Here is a 22,740-nt window from a genome sequence, read left to right on the forward strand (position 1 = left end):
GAGGTTGTCGCTGGAGGTTGTCGCTCCTGCGTCAAGCTTGGCGGCTTGTCGTCCGGCCGCGGCCCGCCTTCGGTAGCTGTCGCCGTTCATCTCGAGGATGGTGGCGTGGTGAACGAGGCGGTCGATTGCGGCGACGGTGACAGCCTGGTCGGGGAAGATCTTGTCCCAGGCGCTGAAGGGTTGGTTGGCCGCGATGGCGAGGCTTCTGGTCTCGTAGCGCCGTGCGATCAGCTCGAAGAGGACCGAGCTCTCGGCCTGATCTTTTTGGGCATGGGTGATGTCATCGAGGATGATGAGATCGAACTTGTCGAGCTTGGCAAGGGCGGCCTCGAGGGCGAGGTCGCGGCGGGCGGCCTGGAGCTTTTGCACCATGTCGGTCGTGCTGGTGCAGAGGACGCGCCTGCCGGCTTCGACAAGGGCATGCCCGATGGCGCACAGGACGTGGGTTTTGCCCGCGCCCGAGTTGCCGATGGCGATGAGGTTTGCGCCGGTCTCGATCCAATCCCCTGCGGTCAGAGCCTCGATCCGGGCCTTGGTCACCCCGGGCAGGGCCTTGAAGTCGAGGGCGCCAAGGGTTTTGCCTCCGGGCAACTGGGACTGCTGGAGGTGACGATGGATGCGCCTGGCATCCCGCTCGGCCAGCTCCAGTTCGGCCAGGGCCGCGAGGAAGCGGGAGGCCGGCCACCCCTCGGTATCGGCGCGTTCCGCGAGTGCCTGCCAATGGCGCTGGAAGCTCGGCAGACGCAGCGCGGTGAGCATGGTGGGCAGCGCGTGGACATCGACGGGGCGAGGTGCGGCGGGGGCGGTCATGCGCGGCCCTCCAGCAGCGCGTCGAAGCTGGCCAGCTCTGTCAGCGCGACGGGCGTGTCCTCCGGGAGAGCCCGCTTCGGCGGCTCCAGCCGTTCCTTCAATCTGTGTGCCTCGGGCAGCTCGCCCTGACGGAGGCTGTCGGCGATCACGAGGGCCAGTTCGGCCTCGCAGCCTTCGTCATGGGCGAGGCAGAGCAGGTCGACCATCCGTCGGCAGGCGTCGCGGCGGGGCAAGGCGGCGGAGAGCGCGGTCCAGGCCTCGGCGTATTCCGAGCGCGGGAACAGGCCGTCGCGATAGACCGAGCCTGCCAGAGCCTGGGGCTTCCGGCGCAGGGCGTGGATGACATGTCGATAGTTGACGCAATGGACACGCAGGCCGTCCTCACGACCGCGGCGCCGCGGGTGGGTGACGACATGTGTGGCGCCAAGGAAGGCCTCGATCCGGTCATCATAGACATGGACCCGCAGCCGCTGGCCGATCAGTTGCGAGGGCGCGGAGTAGAAGACCTGGTGAACCAGGAAGCCCCCGGTCTTCGTCACGCGCGCAATCACCTCGGTGAAGTCGGTCGTGCGGCGGGCAGGCAACGGCTTGAGCGCCGCCATCTCGATGCGCAGGGCAGCCTCTCGCCGCCGGTTCCGGCGGGCAACGAGCTCATCCACGAAGCGCCGCCAGGATGCGAGATCGGCGAAGTCCCGTGAGCTCCGCAGGATCAGGGCCTGGTCGAGCGCCACCTTGAGGTGGTTGTTGTGCGCCTCGACCGACCCGTTCTCATGCGCCTCGCCACGATTGTTGCGGCTCGCGAGCATGCCGTAATGGGCACAGAAGGCCTCATACCGCCTGGTGACGTCCTCCGCGGCTGCGGCGTCGAGGTTGCGGTATGCCGCCGAGAGGCTGTCGGTGCGATGTTCATGCGGCGCCCCGCCGAGCGTCCAGAGGGCATTCTGCAGGTTCTCGGCCAGCGCGGTGAAGCTCTCGCCGCCCAGAACCACGGCGACATGTTCCCAGCTGCTGCAGGCCAGGACAAAATGATACAGGCGGTGTTCGAGAGGCTGCCCGCCGATCGTCACGCCCAAGGCGCTGGCGTCGGTGAAATCGGACAGCGCCATGCGCCCCGGCTCGGGTGTCTGACGGAAGATCACGTCGCGCTCTGGCCCGTGCAAGGCCCGCCAGTCGCGCACCCGGCGCTCAAGCGTCCGGCGGACGCGGTCGTCCGGGAAGGCTTCGGGATGCGTCAACTGGAGGCGCCGCATCAAGGTGACGGCCTGAACGGCGGGGTCGCGCTTGAGGATCGGCAGCAGCACCGGCTCCCAAACCGCCGCGAGCGGGTCGGGCACAGTGCGGCTCCGGGCGGCCTTGTGTTGGGAGGGAAGGCGCGGATCAGCCTCGATCCTGCGGGCGGTGCGTTCGCTGAACCCCGCGCGGGCGGCAGCGACACGCTGGCTGTGCTGGAGACGGTCGGTCATGTATAATCTCACTTGCTGGTCGGTGACGGGTTTGCCCGGCACGGTCGTATCTCCGTTTGGCTTCAGAGATCTCGACCCTACCGGCCCGCAGCGGCCAGCACCCACCCCCAAGAAGAGAGCGAAGCCGGTGGCCCCAGTCTACGGTCGGGCTACGCCCTCCCTCCGCCTGGGGCCACCGGCCATCTTGGTTGACGTTCGCGGCCAACTTGGTTGTCGCTCATCACCAGGGCGACGGCGCCCCGCGACGGGACGCCGCGCCCATTCGGGCAAAAACAAGGAAACAAGCGCATGCTTCTTGCAGGCACGCTCCGGGCCGGCGCGCTCGGACTCGGCCTTGCCGCGACCCTTGCGGGGGCGGCCGCGGCCGGAACCTATGACATCACCGTCGATCGCATCGCGATCGACGCCGGCAAGTTCGTCAAGAACGGCATCGGCTACAACGGCAGCCAGATCCCGACCGTGCTTCGCCTCAAGGAGGGCGAGGAGGCGGTCATCAGGGTCACGAACAACCTGTCCGAGAGCACATCGATTCACTGGCACGGCCTGATCCTGCCCTTCGATCAGGACGGCGTGCCGGGCATCAGCTTTCCCGGCATCGCGCCGGGCGAGACCTTCGTCTACCGCTTTCCGATCAGGCAGGCGGGAACCTACTGGTTCCACAGCCATTCGGGCTTTCAGGAGCCCGACGGCGCGTTCGGCGCCATCGTCATCGAGCCCAGGGCGCGCGAACCCTACCGCTATGACCGCGACTATGTGGTGCAGCTGACCGACAAGCACCCGCACTCCGGGGGGCGCGTGTTCCGCAACCTCAAGATGATGCCGGACTATTACAACCGCAAGCAGCGGACGTTGCTCGACTTTCTTTCCGACGCCGCGGAACGGGGCGTTGGCGCGACCCTGGCCGAGCGGGCGATGTGGGGCGCGATGCGGATGATGCCCACCGACATCGAGGACGTGCAGGGCTATGTCCCGATGGTCAACGGCAAGAGCCCCGAGGCCAACTGGACCGGCCTGTTCGTCCCGGGCGAGCGGGTGCGGCTGCGGCTGATCAACTCGTCGGCGATGACCTATTTCGACGTGCGCATTCCCGGCCTCAAGATGACCGTCGTGCAGGCCGACGGCAACGACGTTCGGCCCGTGACGGTGGATGAGCTGCGCATCGCGGTCGCCGAAACCTACGACGTGATCGTGCGTCCGACAGAGGCGAAGGCCTATTCCATCCTGGCCGAATCCATGGGGCGCACGGCGGTGGCCCGGGCCACGCTGGCGCCGCGCGAGGGGATGGCCGAGCCGATCCCGCCGCTGCGCGATCCGCCGCTGCTGACCATGGCCGACATGGGCATGAGCCACGGCGCGATGGCCGGGATGGACCATGCCGCCATGGCCGGATCGCACGCGATGCCGGAGGGCGCGCGCATGCCTGGCATGGATCATGGCGAGGCCATGACCATGAAGGGCATGGATCACGGCGCGGCCGGGCATGGCAAGGGCGGCGCGCAAGGCGATCCGTTCTACGCCCCCGGCAGCGGTCTGGCGCCCAGGGCGGCGAATGGCGGAAAGTTCCTGTCATACGCCGACCTCAAGGCGCTCAGGCCGCTTTACCCCCACCGCAAGCCGACGCGCGAGATCGAGCTGCGCCTGACGGGCAACATGGAACGCTACATCTGGTCCATCAACGGCGTGAAATACGAAGACGCCGACCCGATCCGCCTTCGCCATGGCGAGCGCGTGCGCTTCAAGTTCGTCAACGAGACGATGATGACCCATCCGATGCATCTGCACGGCATGTGGTCGATCCTGGACAACGGCTCGGGCGAGCTCAATCCGGTCAAGCACACCGTCAGCGTGGCGCCCGGAACCACCGTCTACATGGAGACCGAAGTGGACGCGCCCGGCGAATGGGCGTTCCACTGCCATCTTTCCTATCACATGGCCGCGGGGATGTTCCGAAAGGTCGTCGTCGAAGGCGGCCCGACGGCCAGGGCCGCGTTCCTCGACGCCGTGCATGGAGGTTGAACCGATGATGCGTCATGCCATGGCGGCCCTCGCCCTCGCCCTTTCGGCTGCGCCGGCCTTCGCCGAGCCCCTCGTCTGGGGCGTGCGCTTCGATCGGCTTGAACGCCGCGTCAAAGATGGGTCGGATCTGCTGGCCTGGAGCCTGGACGCAAGCGTGGGCTCGGACGAGCTCGAATTCGTCTGGCGGTCCGAGGCCGAATACGATCTGAAGGCCGACGCCTTCGAGCGGCTGAGGAATCAGGCCCGGCTCCAGGTTCCGATCTCGGCCTTTTTCGACGCGGCCGCGGGGGTCATGATCTCGACCCCCAGGGGGCCCGACAGGGCGTATGGGGTGCTCGGGGTGCAAGGCCTCGCGCCCCAGTGGTTCGAGGTGAACGCCGAGCTGTTCGCCTCGGATCGGCCGTTCGCGCGTTTCGAGGCCGAGTATGAGGGGTTGCTGACCAACCGTCTCACGCTTGAGCCGGCCCTCGAGCTCGAGCTGCCGCTGGCCGATGACGAGTCCGTCGGCTTCGGCGCCTGGGGGCCGAGGCTCGAGATCGGGGCGCGGCTGCGCTACGACCTCGTGGATCGCCTGTTCTCGCCCCATGTCGGGCTGCATTACGAGCGCGTCTTCGGCAGGACGGCCGATCTGCGCGCCGAGGATGGCGAGGCGCGCGACGCGCTGTTCTTCGTGATCGGCGCCCGCCTGATGTTCTGATCCCGCGCCCCGGCGGCGCTGGCCGCCGGGGCGTTCGCGCGCGGGCTTCCGGGCCGTGCGGGCGGCGGCGGCCGTCGCGCGGCGATTCGCCGCCGCGGCCGTCCGGCAACATGCGCGCCGCCGTCATCCGCCCCGTCATCCGCCCCGTCGTTTGCGCCGTCGCTTGCGCCGCCTGCGCCCGGATGCGGGGCGGTGGTCGCGCGGCGGTGACGCAGATGCCTCGCCAGGTCCGGCGTTCCGTTCAAGATCAAACGGATGCGCCGATCCGTTCGACCGGATGCGCAACATGAACAGCGCGGTCGCGATTGCAATGAAAGAGCCGCACGCGCCAGTTCGCGCCTTTGAAACGATTCCATGTTCGATGATGAATAAATGGTTTCTGGTTGACACAAAGTGACCATGACTGGTCAGATGTGGGGCATTGTTGCGTTGCGGATGCCGGCCCCTTTCGGTCGCCTTCGATCGGCGCAAATCGATTTCGAAGGCGGAGGGAAGGATGCCGCACCAGCAGGGCGCGCCGCACAACCAGATCCACGAATTGCGCTCCGAGCTCGACCACGCGGTCGGCAACGCCGACAAGCTGATCTCGGACCTCAACATCATCGGCAACATCGTCGGCGCGGTCGGGGCGGCGTCGGGCTCGCTCGAGCTGGCCCATGCGCGCATGACGGGCACGCTGCGGCGGATGGACACGATCGAGAAGGTCGCCTTCGTCCTGTCCAAGCTGCCCGTGGTGGGGCCGCTGGGAAGCGGGGTGCTGTTCACGGTCAAGCGGCTGGGCGACCCGCTGGACCGCAGCGTCGGCCTTCTGGATCAGCTCGAAACGCCGCTCAGCACGGTGAACTCGGTCATCGGCGGGATCGCGCTGACCATCGGAACGGTCAACGTCTCGACCTCCGGCGTGCGCAAGATCATGCAGGACAAGTCGGATCTGCTGACGCGCATGGTCGTCGAGGGGCTGCTGCAGGACGACCAGCGCCTGGGGGAAAGCGATCAGGGATGGTATGAGTTCCTCGACCAGGCGAACGCCGACTCGGACGACGCGCTGGCCGCCTCCGAGCCGCTGCGCGAAGAGCTGGCCGCGCTGGATTTCAGCGTCTACCGGGAGATCTACGCGTTCTTCTCGGGCGTGAACCGGATCTTCGACGACATCGACGCCGCGCTCGATCCCATCGCCCCCGCGCTGGACGAGATCGACCGCGCGCTCAAGCCGGTGGACTGGGCGTTCGAGGCCGCCAGCGACGTGATCGACCGCGTCGTCCGGCCGGTGGTGGACGCGGTCATGGAGGCGACGGGGCTGGACGATCTGATCGACGAGCTGTTCGCCCAGCTCAACCCCGCCGCCGACCTGATGAACGAGATGAAGCGCAATCTGGAGCGCATGAAGGTCGAGCTCGAGGCGCCGGGATTCGCCGACGACGTGCGCGACTTCTACGACGGGCTGCGCGCCGATCTGTTCCCCGACGACGTCGCCTTTCCCGCCATTCGGGATCTGGGCGCGCTGATCATGGAGAACCCCGACGGCAGCCTCGTCGTCGCCGGGACCGACGGCGACGACACGCTGACGGGCACGCCCCTGGACGACGACTTCGCCGGCTTCGGCGGCGACGACGACATCGACGGCCGCGGCGGGACCGACCGGCTGCTGCTGCTGCACCGGATTGAGGATTACCGCCTCAAGCTGCTGGGGGATCGGGATCTGGGCCAGCCGCTGCTGGTCGAGGTGGCGGCGCGGGACGCGGCGATCATGTCCGAGGGCGTGGACCGGGCCCATGACGTCGAGCTGTTCAACTTCGCCAATCCCGGGCTGGGCGACGTGCCATGGCAGGCGGTCCGGCAGTTCGTCTATGTGGACGGCGGCTCGGCCGACGCCGTGGGAAGCGCGGGCGAGGACTGGCTGTTCGGCGACGGGCGGGCGAACCTGCTCGAGGGGCGCGGCGGCGACGACCGCCTGTTCGGCGGGGCGGGGAACGACACGCTCAAGGGCGAGGGCGGCGACGACCTGGTCTATGCGGGCGACGGAGACGACCTGATCGTGGTCGGCGAGGGCGCCGATCAGATCTACGGCGGCGCGGGCGTGGACACGGTGGTCATCGACGCCGCCGCCGGCGCGACGGTCGATTTCGCCACCTCCGCGATCGACTACGGCGCGGGCGCGACCGGCGCCATGCGCGACGTCGAGATCGTGCGCGGCACGCGATGGGCCGACGTCTATCTGGGCGCCGACGGCGCGCAAAGCGTGCAGACGGGCGGGGGCGCGGACCGGTTCCTTTACGCCGGCGAGGGCGACTCCTTCGCGCATCAGCCCCCGCCCTGGGGCGACAGCCCGGACAACCTGCCGCTCATGTCCTTCCGCCTCGGCGGCTATGAGGGCGTGCGCGTCGAAGTGCGCGCCGACCCCGACGACAACGAGAACTCGCAGGCGCGCCACTCGGCCAAGGACGCGCCGAATACGCGCTCCGGCGACTGGACGGTGACCAATGTCGACCGCTTCGAGGGCACCAATTACGGCGACGTCTTCTACGCCTACGGATTCGGCCAAGGCGCCACGCGCGATCGCATCATCTACGAGCGATACGAGCTGGTCGACGGCGACATGGTGTTCCGCTACGTCAAGAACGGCTCGATCTTCATGGGCGGCGCCGGCGCGGACGTGTTCTTCGCCGCCAAGGCGGGCAGCGTCTTCGACGGCGGCGACGGGTTCGACCTGGTCAACTACAACCTCGACAACATCCGCTATCAGGAGACGCACACAGGACAGGGCGTGCAGGGCGTCGAGGTGGATCTGAGCCTTGGCACGGCGAAAAAGCTGCAATTCAGCGGCGCCGGCGCCGAGACGCTGGCCGACCGGCTGATCGGCATCGAGGGCGTGGTGGGCACGCGGGTCGACGACGTGCTGATCGGCGACAACGGCGCGAACTACCTGTTCGGCGATGAGGGCGGCGACGTGATCCGGGGGCTTGGCGGCGCCGACTACGTCGACGTGACCGAGCAGATCGACGGCGACATCGACGCCGGCTCGGGCGACGACATCGTGGCCATGGGGTATGTCGAACGGACCCGCGTCGACGGCGGGGCGGGCTCCGACACGCTCGAGCTCAAGCCCGGCCAGGCCTTCCGCCTTGACGCCTGGCACGAGCCCGACGTGATGGGCGAGACAGGCGGCTTCTTCGAGAACGTCTCGGGCTGGGTCGTGAACCTGACCGAGGGCAGCGCCTCGTCGCAATTCATGCAGCCGGGCGACGCCGACCCCTTCACCCATGTCATGCCCGTTCTCAACTTCGAGAACGTGTTCGGGACCGAGCGCGACGACATCCTTCTGGGCGACGCGAACGCCAACACCCTGACCGGGCGGGGAGGGAACGACCGGCTTGAAGGCGGCGCGGGCGACGACGCGCTGGACGGCGGCGCGGGGTCGGACATTCTGATCGGAGGCGACGGCGACGACTTTCTTTCGGGCGGCGACGAGAGCGGCGTGATCTTCACGGACGATTTCGGCGATCCAAGCATCACGCGGCTGAAATTCTTCCACGGCGGCTGGAACGACTGGTTCAACCCGGCAGGGCCCATCGAGGTGTGGGAGGCCGTGGCCGACGACGCCGATCCTTCCGACAGCCCCGTCGGCGGAACCATCAGCCCGCCGGCCGTTCCGGGGACCGGGCGGCGCGGCGGCATCGTCGATATCGACGGCTATGCCTCGCCGATGGACCAGATCTATCGGACGCTCGAGACGCAGGTCGGCGGTCTCTATCGCGTCACTTTCGCGATGTCGGACAGGCGCTCGACCCCCTACCCGCATTACGATCCGGGCGAGAGCCTGGAGGTCAACCTCAATGACGCCAGCGTGCTGAACAATCCGACCCTTGCGCGCGTCATGCCGGACGGATCCCTGGTCAGGCCGACGGCGCCCGGCGTCAAGCCCGGTGCCAAGAGCGGGCTGCAATATCTGAGCAGCGCCGCCGAGGAGACCGGGACCATCTACCAGTTCGAATTCACGGGCACGGGCGAGGACAAGCTGGCCTTCGCCGAGGTGTCCGAATTTGTGGACGATCAAGGCCGCACGATTGCCCTGACCAGCGACGGGTATGGCCCTCTGCTGGGCTTCGTCACCGTCGAGAGCCTCGGCCATGTGGATGAACTGACCGGAGGCGGCGGCGCGGATGTTTTCGCGCTGACGCCCGATGGCGGCGAGGACCGGATAAGGGACTTCACCCCGGGCGAGGACAAGATTTCGCTCGCCGCCTTCGCTGCGGCGTGGGCGGATGTCAGCTTCGAGCGGTGGAACGAATTGCGATGGGTGCCCGAGAGCACCCAGGTTCTGGTGCGCGGTCAGGTGGCGGGCCTGGTGGTCGGCATGCTGCCCGAGGAGCTGGGCCGCGAGGACTTCATCCTTGCCGAAACCCGCTCGGGGCAGCGCTCGGTCCAGGGCACCGAGGGCGACGACCTGATGGACGGCCGCGACCTGTTCGGCGAGGACGGCGCCGGCGTCGCCTTCGCCGGCGGCGCGGGCGCGGACGAGCTGCGCGGCACCGATGCGCCCGACCAGCTCGGCGGCGGCGCCGGCGACGACCTTCTGGACGGGCGCGGCGGCGACGACGGGCTCGAGGGCGGCGGCGGCGACGACCGGCTGAGCGGCGGCGCGGGCGACGACGAGGCGCGCGGCGGCGCCGGCGCGGACCGCATCGAAGGCGGGCAGGGGCGCGACGCGCTGTTCGGCGGCAAGGGCGCCGACCAGCTGTTCGGGGGGAGGGGGGCCGACCGCGCCTTCGGCGGCGGCGGCGACGACGCGCTGAACGGGCGCGAGGGCGACGACCGCCTGTTCGGTCAGCTTGGCGGCGACAGGCTGGACGGCGCCCAGGGCCGCGATCGCCTGTTCGGCGGCGACGGCAACGACCTCTTGCGCGGCGGCGACGGGCACGATGCGCTTTACGGCGGGCGCGGCGCGGACGAGCTGCGCGGCGGCGCGGGCGACGATCTGCTGTTCGGCGCCGAGGGGCGCGACCTTCTGTTCGGCGGCGTCGGGGCCGACCGGCTCGAGGGCGGCGTCGGCGACGACGTCATGTCCGGGGGCGGCGGCGGCGATGTCTTCATCTTCGCCGACGGGCATGGGCGCGACGTGATCACGGACTTCGCCGCGCGCAGCGGGGCCGAGAAGCTGGACCTGTCGGGCGTCTCGGCGCTCGGGACTCCCGCCGAGGTGCTGAGCGCCGCGCGCCAGACCGCCGACGGGGTGCTGATCGCGACGGGCGAAGGCGACTCGATCCTTCTGCAGGGGGTCAAGCTGGGCCAGCTGGACGCGTCCGACTTCCTGTTCTGACGCGCCGTCCCCGGGCGGGCGCCATGGCGGCGATCCGCGCCCAGGGCCTCGGGCGGCGCGACGGCGCCGGGGGCGGGGGAACGGCGCCTGGCCCCATGCCCGGCCTTTCGCGCCGTCTGAACCATGCTTGCGGCGGGGCTTGCGGCGTGGCTGCGGCGGGGCATTCGGCGGGCGCGATTGCGGCCGAAGCGGCGGCGCCGCGCCTTGCCCGGCGCGCCGGCTCGCGCGCAGGGCATGGCGATGAGGGGCGTTGGAGGCGCCGCGCCGGGGCTCCATGGTCCGAGGCCGAGGGCTGGCGGTCGCGGGCTGGGAAGTGGCGGTCCCGACAGGATTCGAACCTGTGGCCTCTGCCTTCGGAGGGCAGCGCTCTATCCAGCTGAGCTACGGGACCCGCTGGCCGGATTTCTAGAGGCTTGCCCGCCCCGATGCAAGCGCGAAGCGGCGGCTCAGCGCGGCTTGCGCGCCGCCTTCTCGGCCACGCCAGACACCCCCTCGCGGCGGGCCAGCTCGGCCAGCACCTCGTCCAGCGCGACGTCGCGCGCGGCCAGCATCACCAGCATGTGATAAAGCACGTCGGCGCTTTCATAGACCAGGTTCGCGCGGTCGCCCGCGGCGGCGGCGACGATGGCCTCGACGGCCTCTTCGCCGAATTTCTCGGCGCATTTGCCCGGCCCGCGGGCCAGCAGCGCGGCGGTGTGCGAGACGGCCGGATCGGCGCCCTTGCGCGCGGCGATGGCGGCCTCGAGCCGGCGCAGCACGCCGGGCGCGCCCGCGCCGCCTTCGGGGGGGCTGGCGGGGGCGCTCATGGCCGCACCGGGATGCCGGCCGCGCGCATGTGCGCCTTGGCCTCGGCGATGGTGTGGTGGCCGAAATGGAAGATAGACGCGGCCAGCACCGCCGAGGCGTGGCCCCTGGTCACGCCCTCGACCAGGTGATCCAGCGCGCCGACCCCGCCCGAGGCGATGACCGGGATCGACACCGCGTCGGCGACGGCCCGCGTGAGTTCGAGATTGTAGCCCGCGCGCGTGCCGTCGCGGTCCATCGAGGTCAGCAGGATCTCGCCGGCGCCGCGCGCCTCCATCTCGCGCGCGAATTCGACCGCGTCGATGCCGGTCGGCGTGCGGCCGCCATGGGTGAAGATCTCCCACCGCCCGGGGGCGACGGTCTTGGCGTCGATGGCCACGACGATGCACTGCGCGCCGAAGCGGTTGGCGGCGCGCGAGATCACCTCGGGGTCGCGCACGGCGGCGGTGTTGAAGCTGACCTTGTCGGCCCCCGCCAGCAGCAGCTGGCGCACGTCCTCGGGGGTGCGCACGCCGCCGCCCACGGTCAGCGGCATGAAGCACTGCTCGGCCGTGCGGCGCGCCACGTCGAGCAGCGTGCCGCGATTCTCGTGGCTGGCCGAGATGTCCAGAAAGCACAGCTCGTCGGCGCCCGCCTCGTCATAGGCGCGGGCGGCCTCGACGGGGTCGCCCGCATCGACCAGATCGACGAAGTTGACCCCCTTGACCACGCGCCCGTCCTTGACGTCGAGGCAGGGGATGACCCTGATCTTCAGCATCCTTGCTCCTTGCGTGCGGCGGCGCGGCGTCAGGCGGCCAGATAGGCGGTGGCCTCGGCCGGGTCGATGCGCCCGTCATAGATCGCCCGCCCCGAGATCGCGCCGTCAAGCGGCGCGCCGCATTCCTTGAGCGCGCGCAGATCCTCCATCGAGGACACGCCCCCCGAGGCGATGACCGGGATCGACACCGCCCGCGCCAGCGCCGCCGTCGCGGCCACGTTGGGCCCCTGCATGGCGCCGTCGCGCTCGATGTCGGTATAGATGATCGCGGCCACCCCCGCATCCTCGAAGCGCCGCGCCAGGTCCAGCGCGCTGACGTCGGTGGTCTGCGCCCAGCCCTCGACGGCCACCATGCCGCCGCGCGCGTCGATGCCCACGGCGATCCGGCCCGGGAAGGCCCGCGCCGCCTCGCGCACCAGCGCCGGATCGCGCACCGCGACGGTGCCCAGGATGACCCGCGCCAGCCCCTTATCGATCCAGCGCTCGATGGCGGCCATGTCGCGGATGCCCCCGCCCAGCTGGGCCGGGATCGAGACCCGCGACAGGATCGCCTCGACCGCCGCCGCGTTGACCGGCGCGCCGGCGAAGGCGCCGTTCAGGTCCACGAGGTGCAGCCAGCGGCAGCCGGCGGCCTCGAAGGCGGCGGCCTGGGCGGCGGGGTCGTCGCTGAAGACGGTGGCCTTGTCCATCTCGCCGCGCAGAAGGCGCACGCACTGGCCGTCCTTGAGGTCGATGGCGGGGTAGAGGATCATCGGGCGTCTCCGAAGGGGCGGTCAGGGCCGCCAGAGCAGGAAGTTGGCGATCAGCCGCAGGCCGGTGCGCTGGCTTTTCTCGGGATGGAACTGCGTGCCGGCGATGTTGTCGCGCCCAACCGCGGCCGCCAGCGGGCGCCCGTGCACGGCATGGGCCAGCAGATGCGCGCCCTCGCGCGGGACGAGGTGATACGAGTGCACGAAATAGGCGTGGTCGCCCGTCGCGATTCCGCGCAGCAGCGGATGCCCGGGCGCGTCGAGGATGAGCTCGTTCCAGCCCATGTGCGGCACCTTGAGCGCCGGATCGCCCGGCTCGAGGCGCGTCACCTCGCCCGGGATCCAGTCGAACCCGTCGGTCGGGCCGTGCTCGAGCCCGCGCGTGGCCAGAAGCTGCATGCCCACGCAGATGCCCAGGAAGGGAACGCCGCCGCGCAGCGCGCGCTCCTCGATGGCCTCGCGCATGCCGGGCAGGGCCTCGAGCCCGGCCTTGCAGTCGGCGAAGGCGCCGACGCCGGGCAGCACGATGCGGTCGGCGCGGCGCACGGCCTCGGGGTCCGATGTGACCGTCACCGCGCCGGCGTCCAGCTCGCCCGCCATGCGCGCGAAGGCCCGCTCGGCCGAGCGCAGGTTGCCCGAGCCGTAATCGATGATGACCGTCGTCATCACAGCGCGCCCTTGGTCGAGGGCACCGCGTCGCCCTTGCGCGGGTCGGGCTCGACCGCCTCGCGCAGGGCGCGCGCCACGGCCTTGAAGGCGGCCTCGGCGACGTGATGGGCGTTGAGGCCGTCCAGCTTCTCGACATGCAGCGTCACGCCGCCGTTCATGGCGAAGGCGGTGAAGAATTCGCGCACCAGCTCGACGTCGAAGCTGCCGATCTTCGGCGCGCTGAAATCCACCTTCCACACCAGAAAGGGCCGCCCGCTCAGGTCCAGGGCCGCGCGCACCAGCGCGTCGTCCATGGGCAGAAGGCACGCGCCGTAGCGGCGGATGCCGCGCTTGTCGCCCAGCGCCTGCCGCAGCGCCTGGCCCAGCGCGATGCCCACATCCTCGACGGTGTGGTGGTCGTCGATGTGCAGGTCGCCTTCGGCGCGCACCGTGATGTCGATCAGCGAGTGGCGCGCCAGCTGGTCCAGCATGTGATCGAAAAAGCCGACGCCGGTGCGGTTGTCATAGGCGCCGGCGCCGTCCAGGTCGATCTCGACCCGGATGTCGGTCTCGGCCGTCTTGCGGGCGATCGAGGCTTTGCGCATGGGCGGTCTCCGTTTCGGACGGGGGGGTTATAGCGCCGGGCGCGGCGGCGCGCCAGTGCGCGCGGGCGCGCGGCGGCTGGCGCGGGCGCGCCCGAGGGCCTATATCAGGGGCCGACCCGCAGGAGGATGACGATGACCCAGTCCCCGACCGACGCCGCCCGCTGGCATGGCACCACCATCCTCGCCGTGCGCAAGGGCGGCGAGGTGGTCGTCGCCGGCGACGGCCAGGTGACCTTCGGCGACACGGTGATCAAGGGCTCGGCGCGCAAGGTGCGCCGGCTCAGCGCGCCGGGGGCCGACCAGGTGGTGGCCGGATTCGCCGGCTCGACGGCCGACGCCTTCACCCTGCTCGAGCTGCTCGAAAGCAAGCTCGAATCGCGCCCCGGCCAGCTGGCGCGCGCCTGCGTGGCGCTGGCCAAGGAGTGGCGCACCGAGAAGCGCCTGCGCAATCTCGAGGCGATGCTGATCGTCACCGACGGCGCCGACCTGTTCGTGGTCACGGGCGCGGGCGACGTGCTCGAACCCGAGCACGACGTGGCGGCGATCGGCTCGGGCGGCGCATATGCCCTGGCCGCGGCGCGGGCGCTGATGGACACGACGCTCGACGCCGAGGCGATCGCGAGCAAGGCCATGGCGATCGCGGCCGAGATCTGCATCTACACCAACGGCGCCCTGACGCTCGAGCGCGCGCGCCCGGCGGCCGACTGACGCGCCGCGCCCCGCGCGGGCGCCGAGCGCAGGCGAACGGAGATCCGATGACCGACCTGACCCCGCGAGAGATCGTGTCCGAGCTGGACCGCTACATCGTCGGCCAGTCCGAGGCCAAGCGCGCCGTGGCGGTGGCGCTGCGCGCGCGCTGGCGCCGGCGGCGCCTGCCCGAGCCGCTGCGCTCGGAGGTCACGCCCAAGAACATCCTCATGATCGGCCCCACCGGCGTCGGCAAGACCGAGATCAGCCGCCGCCTGGCGCGCCTGGCGCGCGCGCCCTTCGTCAAGGTCGAGGCGACCAAGTTCACCGAGGTCGGCTATGTCGGCCGCGACGTCGAGCAGATCATCCGCGATCTGGTCGAGGTGGCCTTGGCCGAGACGCGCGCGCGCCGCCGCGAAGAGGCCCGCCCCCGCGCCCGCCAGGCCGCCGAGGAGCGCATCCTCGACGCCCTTTGCGGCGCCGGCGCGCGCGAGGCCACGCGCGAGGCCTTCCGCCGGCGCCTGCATGCGGGCGAGCTCGACGCGCACGAGGTCGAGCTGGAGCTGACCGACCAGGCCAACCCCTTCGCCGCGCTGGACCTGCCCGGCCTTGCGGGCGGGCCGGGCGGCGCGCCGGGGGGCATGGTCAATCTGGGCGAGCTGTTCGGCAAGGCGCTGGGCGGCGGCCGGCGCGAGCGGCGGCGCATGACGGTGGCCGAGGGGCTCGAGGCGCTGACGCTGGAAGAAGCCGAGAAGCTGCTCGACCAGGAAAGCCTTGCGCGCGAGGCGCTCGAGGCCGCCGAGCAGGACGGCATCGTCTTCATCGACGAGATCGACAAGATCTGCGCGCGCGAGGGCGTCCGCGGCGCCGACGTCAGCCGCGAGGGCGTGCAGCGCGATCTTCTGCCCCTGATCGAGGGCGCGGCGGTGACCACCCGCCACGGCGTCGTGCGCACCGACCACATCCTGTTCATCGCCTCGGGGGCGTTTCACCTGTCCAAACCCTCGGATCTCTTGCCCGAGCTTCAGGGCCGCCTGCCCATCCGCGTCGAGCTGCGCGCGCTGACCGAGGAGGATTTCGTGCGCATCCTGACCGAGACGGACAACGCGCTCACGCGCCAATACGCGGCGCTGATGGCGACCGAGGGCGTCGAGGTGACCTTCGCGCCCGACGGGGTGCGCGCCCTGGCCGAGATCGCGGCCAAGGTCAACCGCACCGTCGAGAACATCGGCGCGCGCCGCCTGCACACGGTCATGGAGCGGGTGTTCGAGGAGCTGAGCTTCACCGCCCCGGACCGGCCCGGCCAGCAGGTGACGATCGACCGCGCCTATGTCGAGGCGCGCCTGGCCGACCTGGCCGATTCGTCGGATGTGAGCCGCTTCGTCCTGTGACCCGCGCCGCGATCCGGGCCGGAGCCGCCCGGGCCTGACGCGCGCGCCGGAATGACGGCGCCGGGGGCGGCCAAGAGGGGCGCCGCGGCGCCGGCAAGGGCCAGGAACGCGGGGGCCGAACGTCGCCGCCGACGAATGCGGCGCCGCCGCGTGAAAACGCCCGGGCCCGGCCTCGGGGCGGTCGGACCGGCGCGGCGACGGCCGGCGGGGGCGGCGGAGGCATGGCAGCCATCGGCCGCCCGTCCGGCGCAGGACGCAGCGCGCCGCCGGCCTGTCGCCCGCCGCAGGACGAACGCGCGGCCCGCGAACCGCCCCGGCGGGAGGCTGCACGTCGGCAGCGAGCAGACGCCGCCGGACGCTTGACGCCGACGGTCGTCAGACCCCGCCAGCCCCCTCCAGATGCAAGACGCCGCCGCCCGGGGGGCGGCGGCGTTGCGCGCGGATCGAGCGCGCCGCGCCCCGGGGGCGGCGGCGCGGGGCGGCCCGCGTCAGATCAGGTCGCGCACATCCGTCAGCCGGCCGGTCACCGCCGCGGCGGCGGCCATGGCCGGGGACATCAGATGGGTGCGCCCGCCGCGGCCCTGGCGGCCCTCGAAGTTGCGGTTCGAGGTCGAGGCGCAGCGCTCGCCCGGCTTGAGCTGGTCGGGGTTCATGCCAAGGCACATCGAGCAGCCGGCCATGCGCCACTCGAACCCGGCCTCGATCAGCTTCTGGGCGATGCCCTCTTCCTCGGCCTGGGCGCGCACGAGGCCCGAGCCGGGCACGATGATGGCGCGCACGCCCTCCTTGACCTTGCGGCCCTCCATGATCCGCGCGACCTCGCGCAGATCCTCGATGCGGCCGTTGGTGCACGAGCCGATGAAGACCGTGTCGATCTCGATGTCGGTCAGCTTCATGCCCGGCGTCAGGCCCATGTATTCGAGCGCGCGGCGCGCGGCCTCGACCTTGCCGCCCTCGAACTCCTCGGGAAGGGGCACGACGCCGTCGATGGGCAGCACGTCCTCGGGGCTGGTGCCCCAGGTGACCACGGGCGCGATGTCGGCGGCGTCGATCTCGACGATCTTGTCGTAATGCGCGCCCTCGTCCGAGCGCAGGGTGCGCCAGTAGGCCAGCGCGCGCTCCCAGTCCTCGCCCTTGGGGGCGTGGGGGCGGCCCTTGACGTATTCGAAGGTCTTCTCGTCGGGGGCGATCAGGCCGGCGCGCGCGCCGCCCTCGATGGCCATGTTGCACACGGTCATGCGCCCTTCCATCGACAGCGCGCGGATGGCCGAGCCGGCGTATTCGATGACGTGGCCCGTGCCGCCCGCCGTGCCGGTCCTGCCGATGATCGACAGCGTGATGTCCTTGGCGGTGACGCCGGGGGCGGTCTCGCCCTCGACGCGGACCAGCATGTTCTTGGACTTCTTCTGGATCAGCGTCTGGGTCGCCAGCACGTGCTCGACCTCGGAGGTGCCGATGCCGTGGGCCAGCGCGCCGAAGGCGCCGTGGGTGGCGGTGTGGCTGTCGCCGCACACGATGGTCATGCCCGGCTGGGTCCAGCCCTGCTCTGGGCCGATGATGTGCACGATTCCCTGGCGGATGTCGTCGACGCCGTAATACTCGATGCCGTTCTCCTCGGCGTTGCGCTTCAGCGTCTCGACCTGGATGCGGCTTTCCTCGTTCTCGATGCCCTTGGCGCGGTCGGGCGTGGTGGGCACGTTGTGATCGGGCACGGCGACGGTGGCGTCGGGCCGGCGCACCTTGCGTCCGGCCATGCGCAGGCCCTCGAAGGCCTGCGGGCTGGTGACCTCATGCACCAGGTGGCGGTCGATGTAGAGCAGGCAGGTGCCGTCCTCGGCCTGATCGACCACGTGGTCGTCCCAGATCTTGTCGTAAAGCGTGCGAGGTGCGGAGGAGGATGTCATCGCGGAAGTCTCCGTGGCGGGGGGCGTTCCGGCGCGTCGTCTTGCGCCGATGCGTGCTGTTGCGGCCGCGGCCGCGCGCGCCCTGGCTGGCGCGCCGCCTCTCAGAGCGCGCGCGCGCTGAGCGCGGCGGCGTGGAACCGCCAGGGCAGCCGGACGCGATCCGATATGCGCAGGAACGAGAACATGCGCCTTATCTACGTCCGCGCCCGCCGCGCCGCAAGCGTCAAACGCCGCGCGGGGGCCCGCTCAGGGCGCGATCGCGCGCCCCTCGAACCAGTCCAGCGCCAGCGCCGCCCATTCGCGCGGAACGCGATGCCCGCCCGGGTGAAGCGCCAGCGCCAGCTCGCCCCCGGCCGCGCAGTCGCGCCAGCGGCGCATCAGCAGCGCGCCGCGGCGGCCGAAGGCGTCGGGGGCGTCGCGCGCGCAGCCGAACGCTGCCCGCAAGAGCGCAAGCCCCCGGAACAGGTCGCCCTGAACCAGGCTTCCGCCCGCCACCGCCCGTCCCTCGAGCGGAACCACGCGGTCGCTCCAGCCATGGACGTGGAGCAGGCGCGTCGGTCCCGCGCAGCGCGCCGGCAACGGGCGCCAGAGCAGGCCGGCCACGGGCGCATGGGCGGCGAAGGCGCCGGGGCGGACGCAGGCCATGCGCCAGACCATCATGCCCCCGCTCGAGAACCCGGCCAGAAGCATGCGCCGGCGGTCGAGGCCGAATCGCGCGGCGGCGTCGTCGGCGAGCGCGCTCAGAAAGGCCGCGTCGTCCCGCGCCGGCGGCGCGCCGTGCGCGTTCCACCCCCCGCCGCGATCGCCCGCAAAGCGCGGCGCCCCCTGCGGGGCGATGAAGGCGAGGCCGCGCGCCAGAAACGCCTCGACCAGCGGGCGGTTGCGCATGACCGCCGCCGCGCGCCCGCCATGGCCGTGCAGGAAGATCACGGCCGGGCGCGGCGCGCTCGGGTCCCGTGCGGGGCGGGGCGCTGGGTCGGCGGGCAGGGCGATGAGATACTCGCCGCCGGCCGCGACGCAGGGCGCGTCCGCCCGGCCGCATTCCGCGCCCGCCTGCGCGAGCGCCTGGGAGGCCGCCGCCAGCGCCAGCGTCGCGGCGGGCAGGATCGCGGCGCGCAGCCGTCGGGCAAGCGCGGCGAGGGGGCGGCGCGGCGCGCCTGCGCATCCGGGGCGCGAGAGTGGGCGCGGCGCCCGTCCGGCCCCTTGCGGCGGGGCGGCGGCCGCGCCCGAGAGCGGGCCGGTCCTCGCCCGAATCCTCATCCGAACGGTCGCGGCGCAGCCAGGGGCGGCGGGCGCAGGCGGGCCGGGTGGACGTCGCCCGCGCCGATCTGGCGCGGCGGCGGCGTCCGCGCCCGCGGGCGGGCCGTCCGTCGCGGCGCAAGATCGGCGCGCGCCGGCGCGCGGCCCGTCCGTTCGTTTCCCGTCGGCGATCCCGCGCGGCGAAGGCTTCGCCCCTTGCGGCCCCGCGCGCCCGAGGGCGGCGACGGGCTTCGGCGTCTTGGGGAGGGTTCGGCGCGGGCGCGCGGCCGCCGTCTGCTCGGCCTTGGTCAGGACCAGGGCCCGGGCGCGCGCGCTCATGAGTGCGGCGCGGCGCCCGCGCGCGGCGCCGGGTCGAAGTCGCGCACGTTCTCGGTCATCCTCCGCACCAGGCGCAGCGCCTGCGCGCGCGGCATGCCCGCGCGCAGGGCCGGGCGGTAAAGAAGGCGCAGGAGCGCCGCGCGCGTCGGCCGGTCGGGAGGCGGCGAGACGCGCGCGAAATCCAGCCCGAGCGCGGCGCTCAGCCCGTCCTCGAGGCAGGCGGCGCGGGTCCGGGCGGGGGCCTCGGCCGCGACGCCGATCACCGCGCGCCCCAGCGCGCCGCGGGGCGCGCCGGGGGCCTCTTCGGCCAGCGTCGCGCAGGGGCCTGCGCCGGGCGCGCCGCTCAGCCACCGGCCGAAGGACGAGGCGGCGGCGCGCGCGTCGCCCGTGGCCGCCATCTGCGCGGCCAGGGCGCGGCGCAGCTCGGGCGGCAGGACGAAGATGCGGATCTCGGCCTGTTCGCCATCGGCCGAGCGCAGGTCCAGCCGGGTCAGCCGGCGCAGGCGCGCCATGGCCGCGCGCGCGGCTTCGACATCCTGCGCCTCGGGCGCGCCATGGAAGGCGACGCGGGCGGGCCCTTGCCACTTGCGCAGCGTCTGCGCGGGCGCGTCGGCGACGCGCGCGCCTTCGGTTCCGGCCGCCGCGGCATCGGTCCCGGTCGCCGCCGCGAAGGCGGCGAACAGCGCCGGCCCCTGGCGAGAAGCCTCGGGCGCGCCGCGCCGGGCGTATTGCCCATTCTGCGCCGCGCAGCCCGCGAGCGCCAGGGCGACCGCCGCCGCCAGCGTCGCGGTCCGGCCGGTCATGCGCGCACCCTCGGCCCCGCGCCCGGGCGCGGGGCGGCCCTGTCGCGGGAGGCCGAATGGCGGGCGGGCGCGACCTCGCCGGCGGCCGCAAGCTCGGCGATGATGCGGCGCACGATGGGCATGCCCTCTTCGGCCGTCATGCCGTGGCGCAGCCGCGGGTCGTAGAGGATGCGCAGCAGCAGCTCGTCATGCCGGGTGAGGGCCGCGAATTCCTGATCGTCGTTGAAGATCGAGGGCCGCGCCTCGGGGTCGTCGTTCACCAGCCCCAGGATCTGGGTCAGCTCCTCGTGAATGCAGCTCAGGCGCAGACGGCCCGCCGTCTCGGCCTTGATGGCGACGATGGCGCGCTGGTCGCGCCCGGGGCCCTCGCCGCGCCAGCCGACCTGGCCGACGCAAGGATAGCTGTCGTCGCGCGCCCAGGCGGCGATGGCGTCCATGTTGCCGGGCATGCCGGCGGCCAGGATTCCCGCGGCGCGACGCAGCTCGGGCCCCGCGATCAGGATCATGACCCGCGCGCCCTCGTCCTGCGCGTCTTCATCGGGCGCGCGGCCGCCCCGGGCGGGCGGCTGATCGGGCGAGGACGCGCCGGGCGCGGGCGTGTCTGGCGCGGGCGTGTCTGGCGCGGGCGTGTCTGGCGCGGGCGTGTCTGGCGCGGGGCGTTCGGAAAATCGCAGCCCGGTCAGCGCCGAGAGGCGCGCGGTCAGCGCGCGAAAGGCGCGGCGGTCGTCCTCGCGCACGCCGTCGCCGGTCAGCGTCCACGTCACCTCGCCGTCCCACTTGATGAGCTGCGTCGGGGTCGGCGCGGCGATCAGGCCCGGGCCGTCGGCGAATTCCTTGTGAAAGGCGATGCGCTCAAAATCGCGCGCCAGGTCCTCGGCGTCGAAGGGCGCGTCGGCCGGGTCGCGGTCGAGCCTGAGCAGCCCCTGGCGCACATGCGCGCGCTCGAGCGCGGCGTAGCGGTCGGCCAGGCTCTGCGCGCATCCGCCCGCCAGCGCCGCCAGCGCCGCCGCGGCGCACAGCCTGGCCGCGCGCGACGAAAGGCGGGGCCTTGCCGGGCGGCGGGGCTGCGCCGCGCGGCCGGGCGCCGGCGCGCGGGCGGGCGCAAGGGCCGAAAGGGCGGGGCGGCGCCGCCTGGCTGGGTGCGTCATCGTCGTCGACTCGCTTTGCGGCCCGGGCGCTGAGCCGAGGCGGGCGTTCAGGAAACATAGCGTCGCCGCGCCCGCGGCGCCAGCGCGCGGGGGCGCGGTGCAGGGCGAGGGGGTGGGGACCGGGGCGAGGGACCGGGGCGAGGGGCCGGGGACGGGCGCGCGCAGATGGCGGCCGAGCGAGCGGGGCGGGCGAGGGCGGCGGGCGAGGGGCGTGCGCGGCGCATCGGGGGGCGCATCGGGCCGATCGCTTGACCGGCGGGCGGAAACCGCCCAACATGACGCCGAGGAGCAGGTTCAGGCGGCGGCGTCGCCGCCTTTGCACCGCCCGCGGAAGCGGCGCGCGCAAGAAACTGGCCGACGGGGCGGCGAAACCCTCTGGACGCGCGGCGCAACTTCGCTATCGTCTGACATGAACGCGGAACATCGTTTCGCAACACGAACGACCGCGGGGCCGGAACCCCGCGGCGCGACAGGGAGGAATGCGTGGACTTCTCGCAACTGCTCGTCGGCGGGATCGCCAATGGGTGCGTCTATGGGCTCGTGGCCCTGGGATTCGTGCTCATCTACAAGGCCACCGAGGCGGTGAACTTCGCCCAGGGCGACATGATGATGCTGGGCGCCTTCATCGCCCTCCAGGCGGTCAACGAGGATCGCTGGGGGCTGCCCTTCGCGCTCGGCCTTGCGCTGGCCGTGGTTCTGATGGGCGCGATCTCCTGGGCGATCGAGGTCGCGATCATCCGTCGCCTGTTCGGCCAGCCGCAATTCGCCGTCGTCATCCTGACCATCGCGCTGGGCTTCGTGCTGCGCTTCGTGGCCGGCGTGATCTGGGGGCACGAGCCGCAGACGCTGCAGACCCCCATGGCGGGGCGCCAGTTCGAGCTGGGCCCGGTCTCGGTCGGCTATGACGAGGCCTTCGTGATTCTCGCCACGGCGGCGCTGACGCTGCTGCTCTACCTGTTCTTCGCGCGCACCAAGCTGGGCATCGCCATGCAGGCGGCCTCGCAGAACCAGCTGGCGGCCTATTACGTGGGCGTGCCGGTCAAGCGCGTCTCGTCGATGATCTGGGCGCTGTCGGGGATGCTGGCGACGGTGGCGGGGGTGCTGTTCGCGGCCAAGGGCTCGATCGATCCCAGCGCCGGGCTTCTGGGCATCAAGGCCTTCGCGGCGGCGGTGATCGGGGGCTTCGGCTCGCTGCCGGGCGCGCTGCTGGGCGGGCTGCTGATCGGCCTGGTCGAGACCTTCGCCGCCCGCTACGGCGCGGCCGGATACAGCCAGATCGCGCCCTACGCCATCATGCTGCTGGTGCTGGTGCTGCGGCCCAACGGGCTGTTCGCCCAGTTCGCCCAGAAGAAGGTCTGACGGC

17 protein-coding genes and 1 tRNA gene are annotated in these 22,740 nt (G+C 72.0%); 6 read left to right on the forward strand and 12 right to left on the reverse strand.

Annotated features, from left to right (window positions below):
- Both istB and istA read right to left on the reverse strand, forming a co-directional pair.
- Positions 1–810: IS21-like element helper ATPase IstB (gene istB, locus BMW67_RS02710; RefSeq protein WP_072746055.1), on the reverse strand; the 810-nt coding region annotated here is incomplete at its 3' end.
- Positions 807–2,315, reverse strand: a complete 1,509-nt coding sequence (gene istA / locus BMW67_RS02715) for an IS21 family transposase (RefSeq protein ID WP_072746054.1) — start codon at positions 2,313–2,315, stop codon at positions 807–809. The genes istB and istA, both read right to left, overlap by 4 nt.
- A 246-nt stretch (positions 2,316–2,561) precedes the next feature.
- Here istA and BMW67_RS02720 point away from each other — a divergent pair, with 246 nt between their 5' ends.
- From BMW67_RS02720 to BMW67_RS02730, 3 genes are all read left to right on the forward strand, one after another.
- Positions 2,562–4,289, forward strand: a complete 1,728-nt coding sequence (locus tag BMW67_RS02720) for a copper resistance system multicopper oxidase (protein WP_072746053.1) — start codon at positions 2,562–2,564, stop codon at positions 4,287–4,289.
- Between the two features lie 4 nt (positions 4,290–4,293).
- On the forward strand, positions 4,294–4,986 hold the full coding sequence (locus BMW67_RS02725) for a copper resistance protein B (RefSeq protein ID WP_072746052.1): 693 nt from the start codon (positions 4,294–4,296) through the stop codon (positions 4,984–4,986).
- 496 nt (positions 4,987–5,482) lie between these two features.
- Positions 5,483–10,303: a calcium-binding protein gene (locus tag BMW67_RS02730; RefSeq protein ID WP_072746051.1), complete on the forward strand. Its 4,821-nt coding sequence runs from the start codon at positions 5,483–5,485 to the stop codon at positions 10,301–10,303.
- A gap of 314 nt (positions 10,304–10,617) precedes the next feature.
- Here the strand turns inward: BMW67_RS02730 and BMW67_RS02735 are convergent.
- The 6 genes from BMW67_RS02735 to hisB form a co-directional block, all read right to left on the reverse strand.
- Positions 10,618–10,694 (reverse strand) — tRNA-Arg (locus BMW67_RS02735).
- Positions 10,695–10,749: 55 nt separating this feature from the next.
- Positions 10,750–11,109, reverse strand: a complete 360-nt coding sequence (locus BMW67_RS02740) for a phosphoribosyl-ATP diphosphatase (RefSeq protein WP_072746050.1) — start codon at positions 11,107–11,109, stop codon at positions 10,750–10,752.
- Positions 11,106–11,864 carry an imidazole glycerol phosphate synthase subunit HisF gene (gene hisF / locus BMW67_RS02745; RefSeq protein ID WP_072746049.1) on the reverse strand — a complete coding sequence of 253 codons (759 nt, stop codon included), beginning with the start codon at positions 11,862–11,864 and terminating at the stop codon, positions 11,106–11,108. The genes BMW67_RS02740 and hisF overlap by 4 nt, the downstream gene beginning before the upstream one ends.
- Before the next feature lie 29 nt (positions 11,865–11,893).
- Positions 11,894–12,616, reverse strand: a complete 723-nt coding sequence (hisA, locus tag BMW67_RS02750) for a 1-(5-phosphoribosyl)-5-[(5-phosphoribosylamino)methylideneamino]imidazole-4-carboxamide isomerase (RefSeq protein WP_072746048.1) — start codon at positions 12,614–12,616, stop codon at positions 11,894–11,896.
- Between the two features lie 21 nt (positions 12,617–12,637).
- The gene (hisH, locus tag BMW67_RS02755; protein WP_072746047.1) at positions 12,638–13,279 is read right to left on the reverse strand and encodes an imidazole glycerol phosphate synthase subunit HisH; all 642 of its coding nucleotides are present in this window, start codon (positions 13,277–13,279) and stop codon (positions 12,638–12,640) included.
- Positions 13,279–13,866, reverse strand: a complete 588-nt coding sequence (gene hisB / locus BMW67_RS02760) for an imidazoleglycerol-phosphate dehydratase HisB (RefSeq protein ID WP_072746046.1) — start codon at positions 13,864–13,866, stop codon at positions 13,279–13,281. Before hisB ends, hisH begins: the two co-directional genes overlap by 1 nt.
- Positions 13,867–13,998: 132 nt before the next feature.
- On the opposite strand from hisB, the gene hslV reads away from it, so the two are divergent.
- On the forward strand, positions 13,999–14,574 hold the full coding sequence (gene hslV, locus BMW67_RS02765; RefSeq protein WP_072746045.1) for an ATP-dependent protease subunit HslV: 576 nt from the start codon (positions 13,999–14,001) through the stop codon (positions 14,572–14,574).
- Positions 14,575–14,621: 47 nt separating this feature from the next.
- Positions 14,622–15,944: an ATP-dependent protease ATPase subunit HslU gene (hslU, locus tag BMW67_RS02770; protein ID WP_072746044.1), complete on the forward strand. Its 1,323-nt coding sequence runs from the start codon at positions 14,622–14,624 to the stop codon at positions 15,942–15,944.
- Between the two features lie 488 nt (positions 15,945–16,432).
- Here the strand turns inward: hslU and leuC are convergent, their stop codons facing one another.
- The 4 genes from leuC to BMW67_RS02790 form a co-directional block, all read right to left on the reverse strand.
- The gene (gene leuC / locus BMW67_RS02775; RefSeq protein WP_072746043.1) at positions 16,433–17,848 is read right to left on the reverse strand and encodes a 3-isopropylmalate dehydratase large subunit; all 1,416 of its coding nucleotides are present in this window, start codon (positions 17,846–17,848) and stop codon (positions 16,433–16,435) included.
- Positions 17,849–18,094: 246 nt separating this feature from the next.
- Positions 18,095–18,778 (reverse strand): CE1 family esterase, encoded by a 684-nt coding sequence (locus BMW67_RS02780; protein ID WP_245728439.1) that lies wholly within the window; start codon positions 18,776–18,778, stop codon positions 18,095–18,097.
- A 644-nt stretch (positions 18,779–19,422) separates the two neighbouring features.
- Positions 19,423–20,229 (reverse strand): DUF2927 domain-containing protein, encoded by an 807-nt coding sequence (locus tag BMW67_RS02785; RefSeq protein ID WP_072746042.1) that lies wholly within the window; start codon positions 20,227–20,229, stop codon positions 19,423–19,425.
- Positions 20,226–21,377 carry a DUF2927 domain-containing protein gene (locus BMW67_RS02790; protein WP_072746041.1) on the reverse strand — a complete coding sequence of 384 codons (1,152 nt, stop codon included), beginning with the start codon at positions 21,375–21,377 and terminating at the stop codon, positions 20,226–20,228. The genes BMW67_RS02785 and BMW67_RS02790 overlap by 4 nt, the downstream gene beginning before the upstream one ends.
- Before the next feature lie 483 nt (positions 21,378–21,860).
- On the opposite strand from BMW67_RS02790, the gene BMW67_RS02795 reads away from it, so the two are divergent.
- Positions 21,861–22,736, forward strand: coding sequence for a branched-chain amino acid ABC transporter permease (locus BMW67_RS02795; protein ID WP_072746040.1), 876 nt, complete (start codon positions 21,861–21,863; stop codon positions 22,734–22,736).
- The last annotated feature ends 4 nt before the right edge of the window (positions 22,737–22,740 follow it).

The sequence above is a fragment of the Oceanicella actignis genome, from assembly GCF_900111545.1.
Lineage (GTDB): Bacteria > Pseudomonadota > Alphaproteobacteria > Rhodobacterales > Rhodobacteraceae > Oceanicella > Oceanicella actignis.

Excerpts from the sequence above, each read along its gene's own strand:
- hslV (WP_072746045.1), top strand. The coding sequence starts at position 13,999 with ATGACCCAGTCCCCGACCGACGCCGCCCGCTGGCATGGCACCACCATC.
- hisB (WP_072746046.1), bottom strand. The coding sequence starts at position 13,866 with ATGCGCAAAGCCTCGATCGCCCGCAAGACGGCCGAGACCGACATCCGG.
- BMW67_RS02725 (WP_072746052.1), top strand. The coding sequence starts at position 4,294 with ATGATGCGTCATGCCATGGCGGCCCTCGCCCTCGCCCTTTCGGCTGCG.
- BMW67_RS02740 (WP_072746050.1), bottom strand. The coding sequence starts at position 11,109 with ATGAGCGCCCCCGCCAGCCCCCCCGAAGGCGGCGCGGGCGCGCCCGGC.
- hisF (WP_072746049.1), bottom strand. The coding sequence starts at position 11,864 with ATGCTGAAGATCAGGGTCATCCCCTGCCTCGACGTCAAGGACGGGCGC.
- hisH (WP_072746047.1), bottom strand. The coding sequence starts at position 13,279 with ATGACGACGGTCATCATCGATTACGGCTCGGGCAACCTGCGCTCGGCC.
- leuC (WP_072746043.1), bottom strand. The coding sequence starts at position 17,848 with ATGACATCCTCCTCCGCACCTCGCACGCTTTACGACAAGATCTGGGAC.
- hslU (WP_072746044.1), top strand. The coding sequence starts at position 14,622 with ATGACCGACCTGACCCCGCGAGAGATCGTGTCCGAGCTGGACCGCTAC.
- BMW67_RS02720 (WP_072746053.1), top strand. The coding sequence starts at position 2,562 with ATGCTTCTTGCAGGCACGCTCCGGGCCGGCGCGCTCGGACTCGGCCTT.
- hisA (WP_072746048.1), bottom strand. The coding sequence starts at position 12,616 with ATGATCCTCTACCCCGCCATCGACCTCAAGGACGGCCAGTGCGTGCGC.
- BMW67_RS02790 (WP_072746041.1), bottom strand. The coding sequence starts at position 21,377 with ATGACGCACCCAGCCAGGCGGCGCCGCCCCGCCCTTTCGGCCCTTGCG.
- BMW67_RS02785 (WP_072746042.1), bottom strand. The coding sequence starts at position 20,229 with ATGACCGGCCGGACCGCGACGCTGGCGGCGGCGGTCGCCCTGGCGCTC.
- BMW67_RS02730 (WP_072746051.1), top strand. The coding sequence starts at position 5,483 with ATGCCGCACCAGCAGGGCGCGCCGCACAACCAGATCCACGAATTGCGC.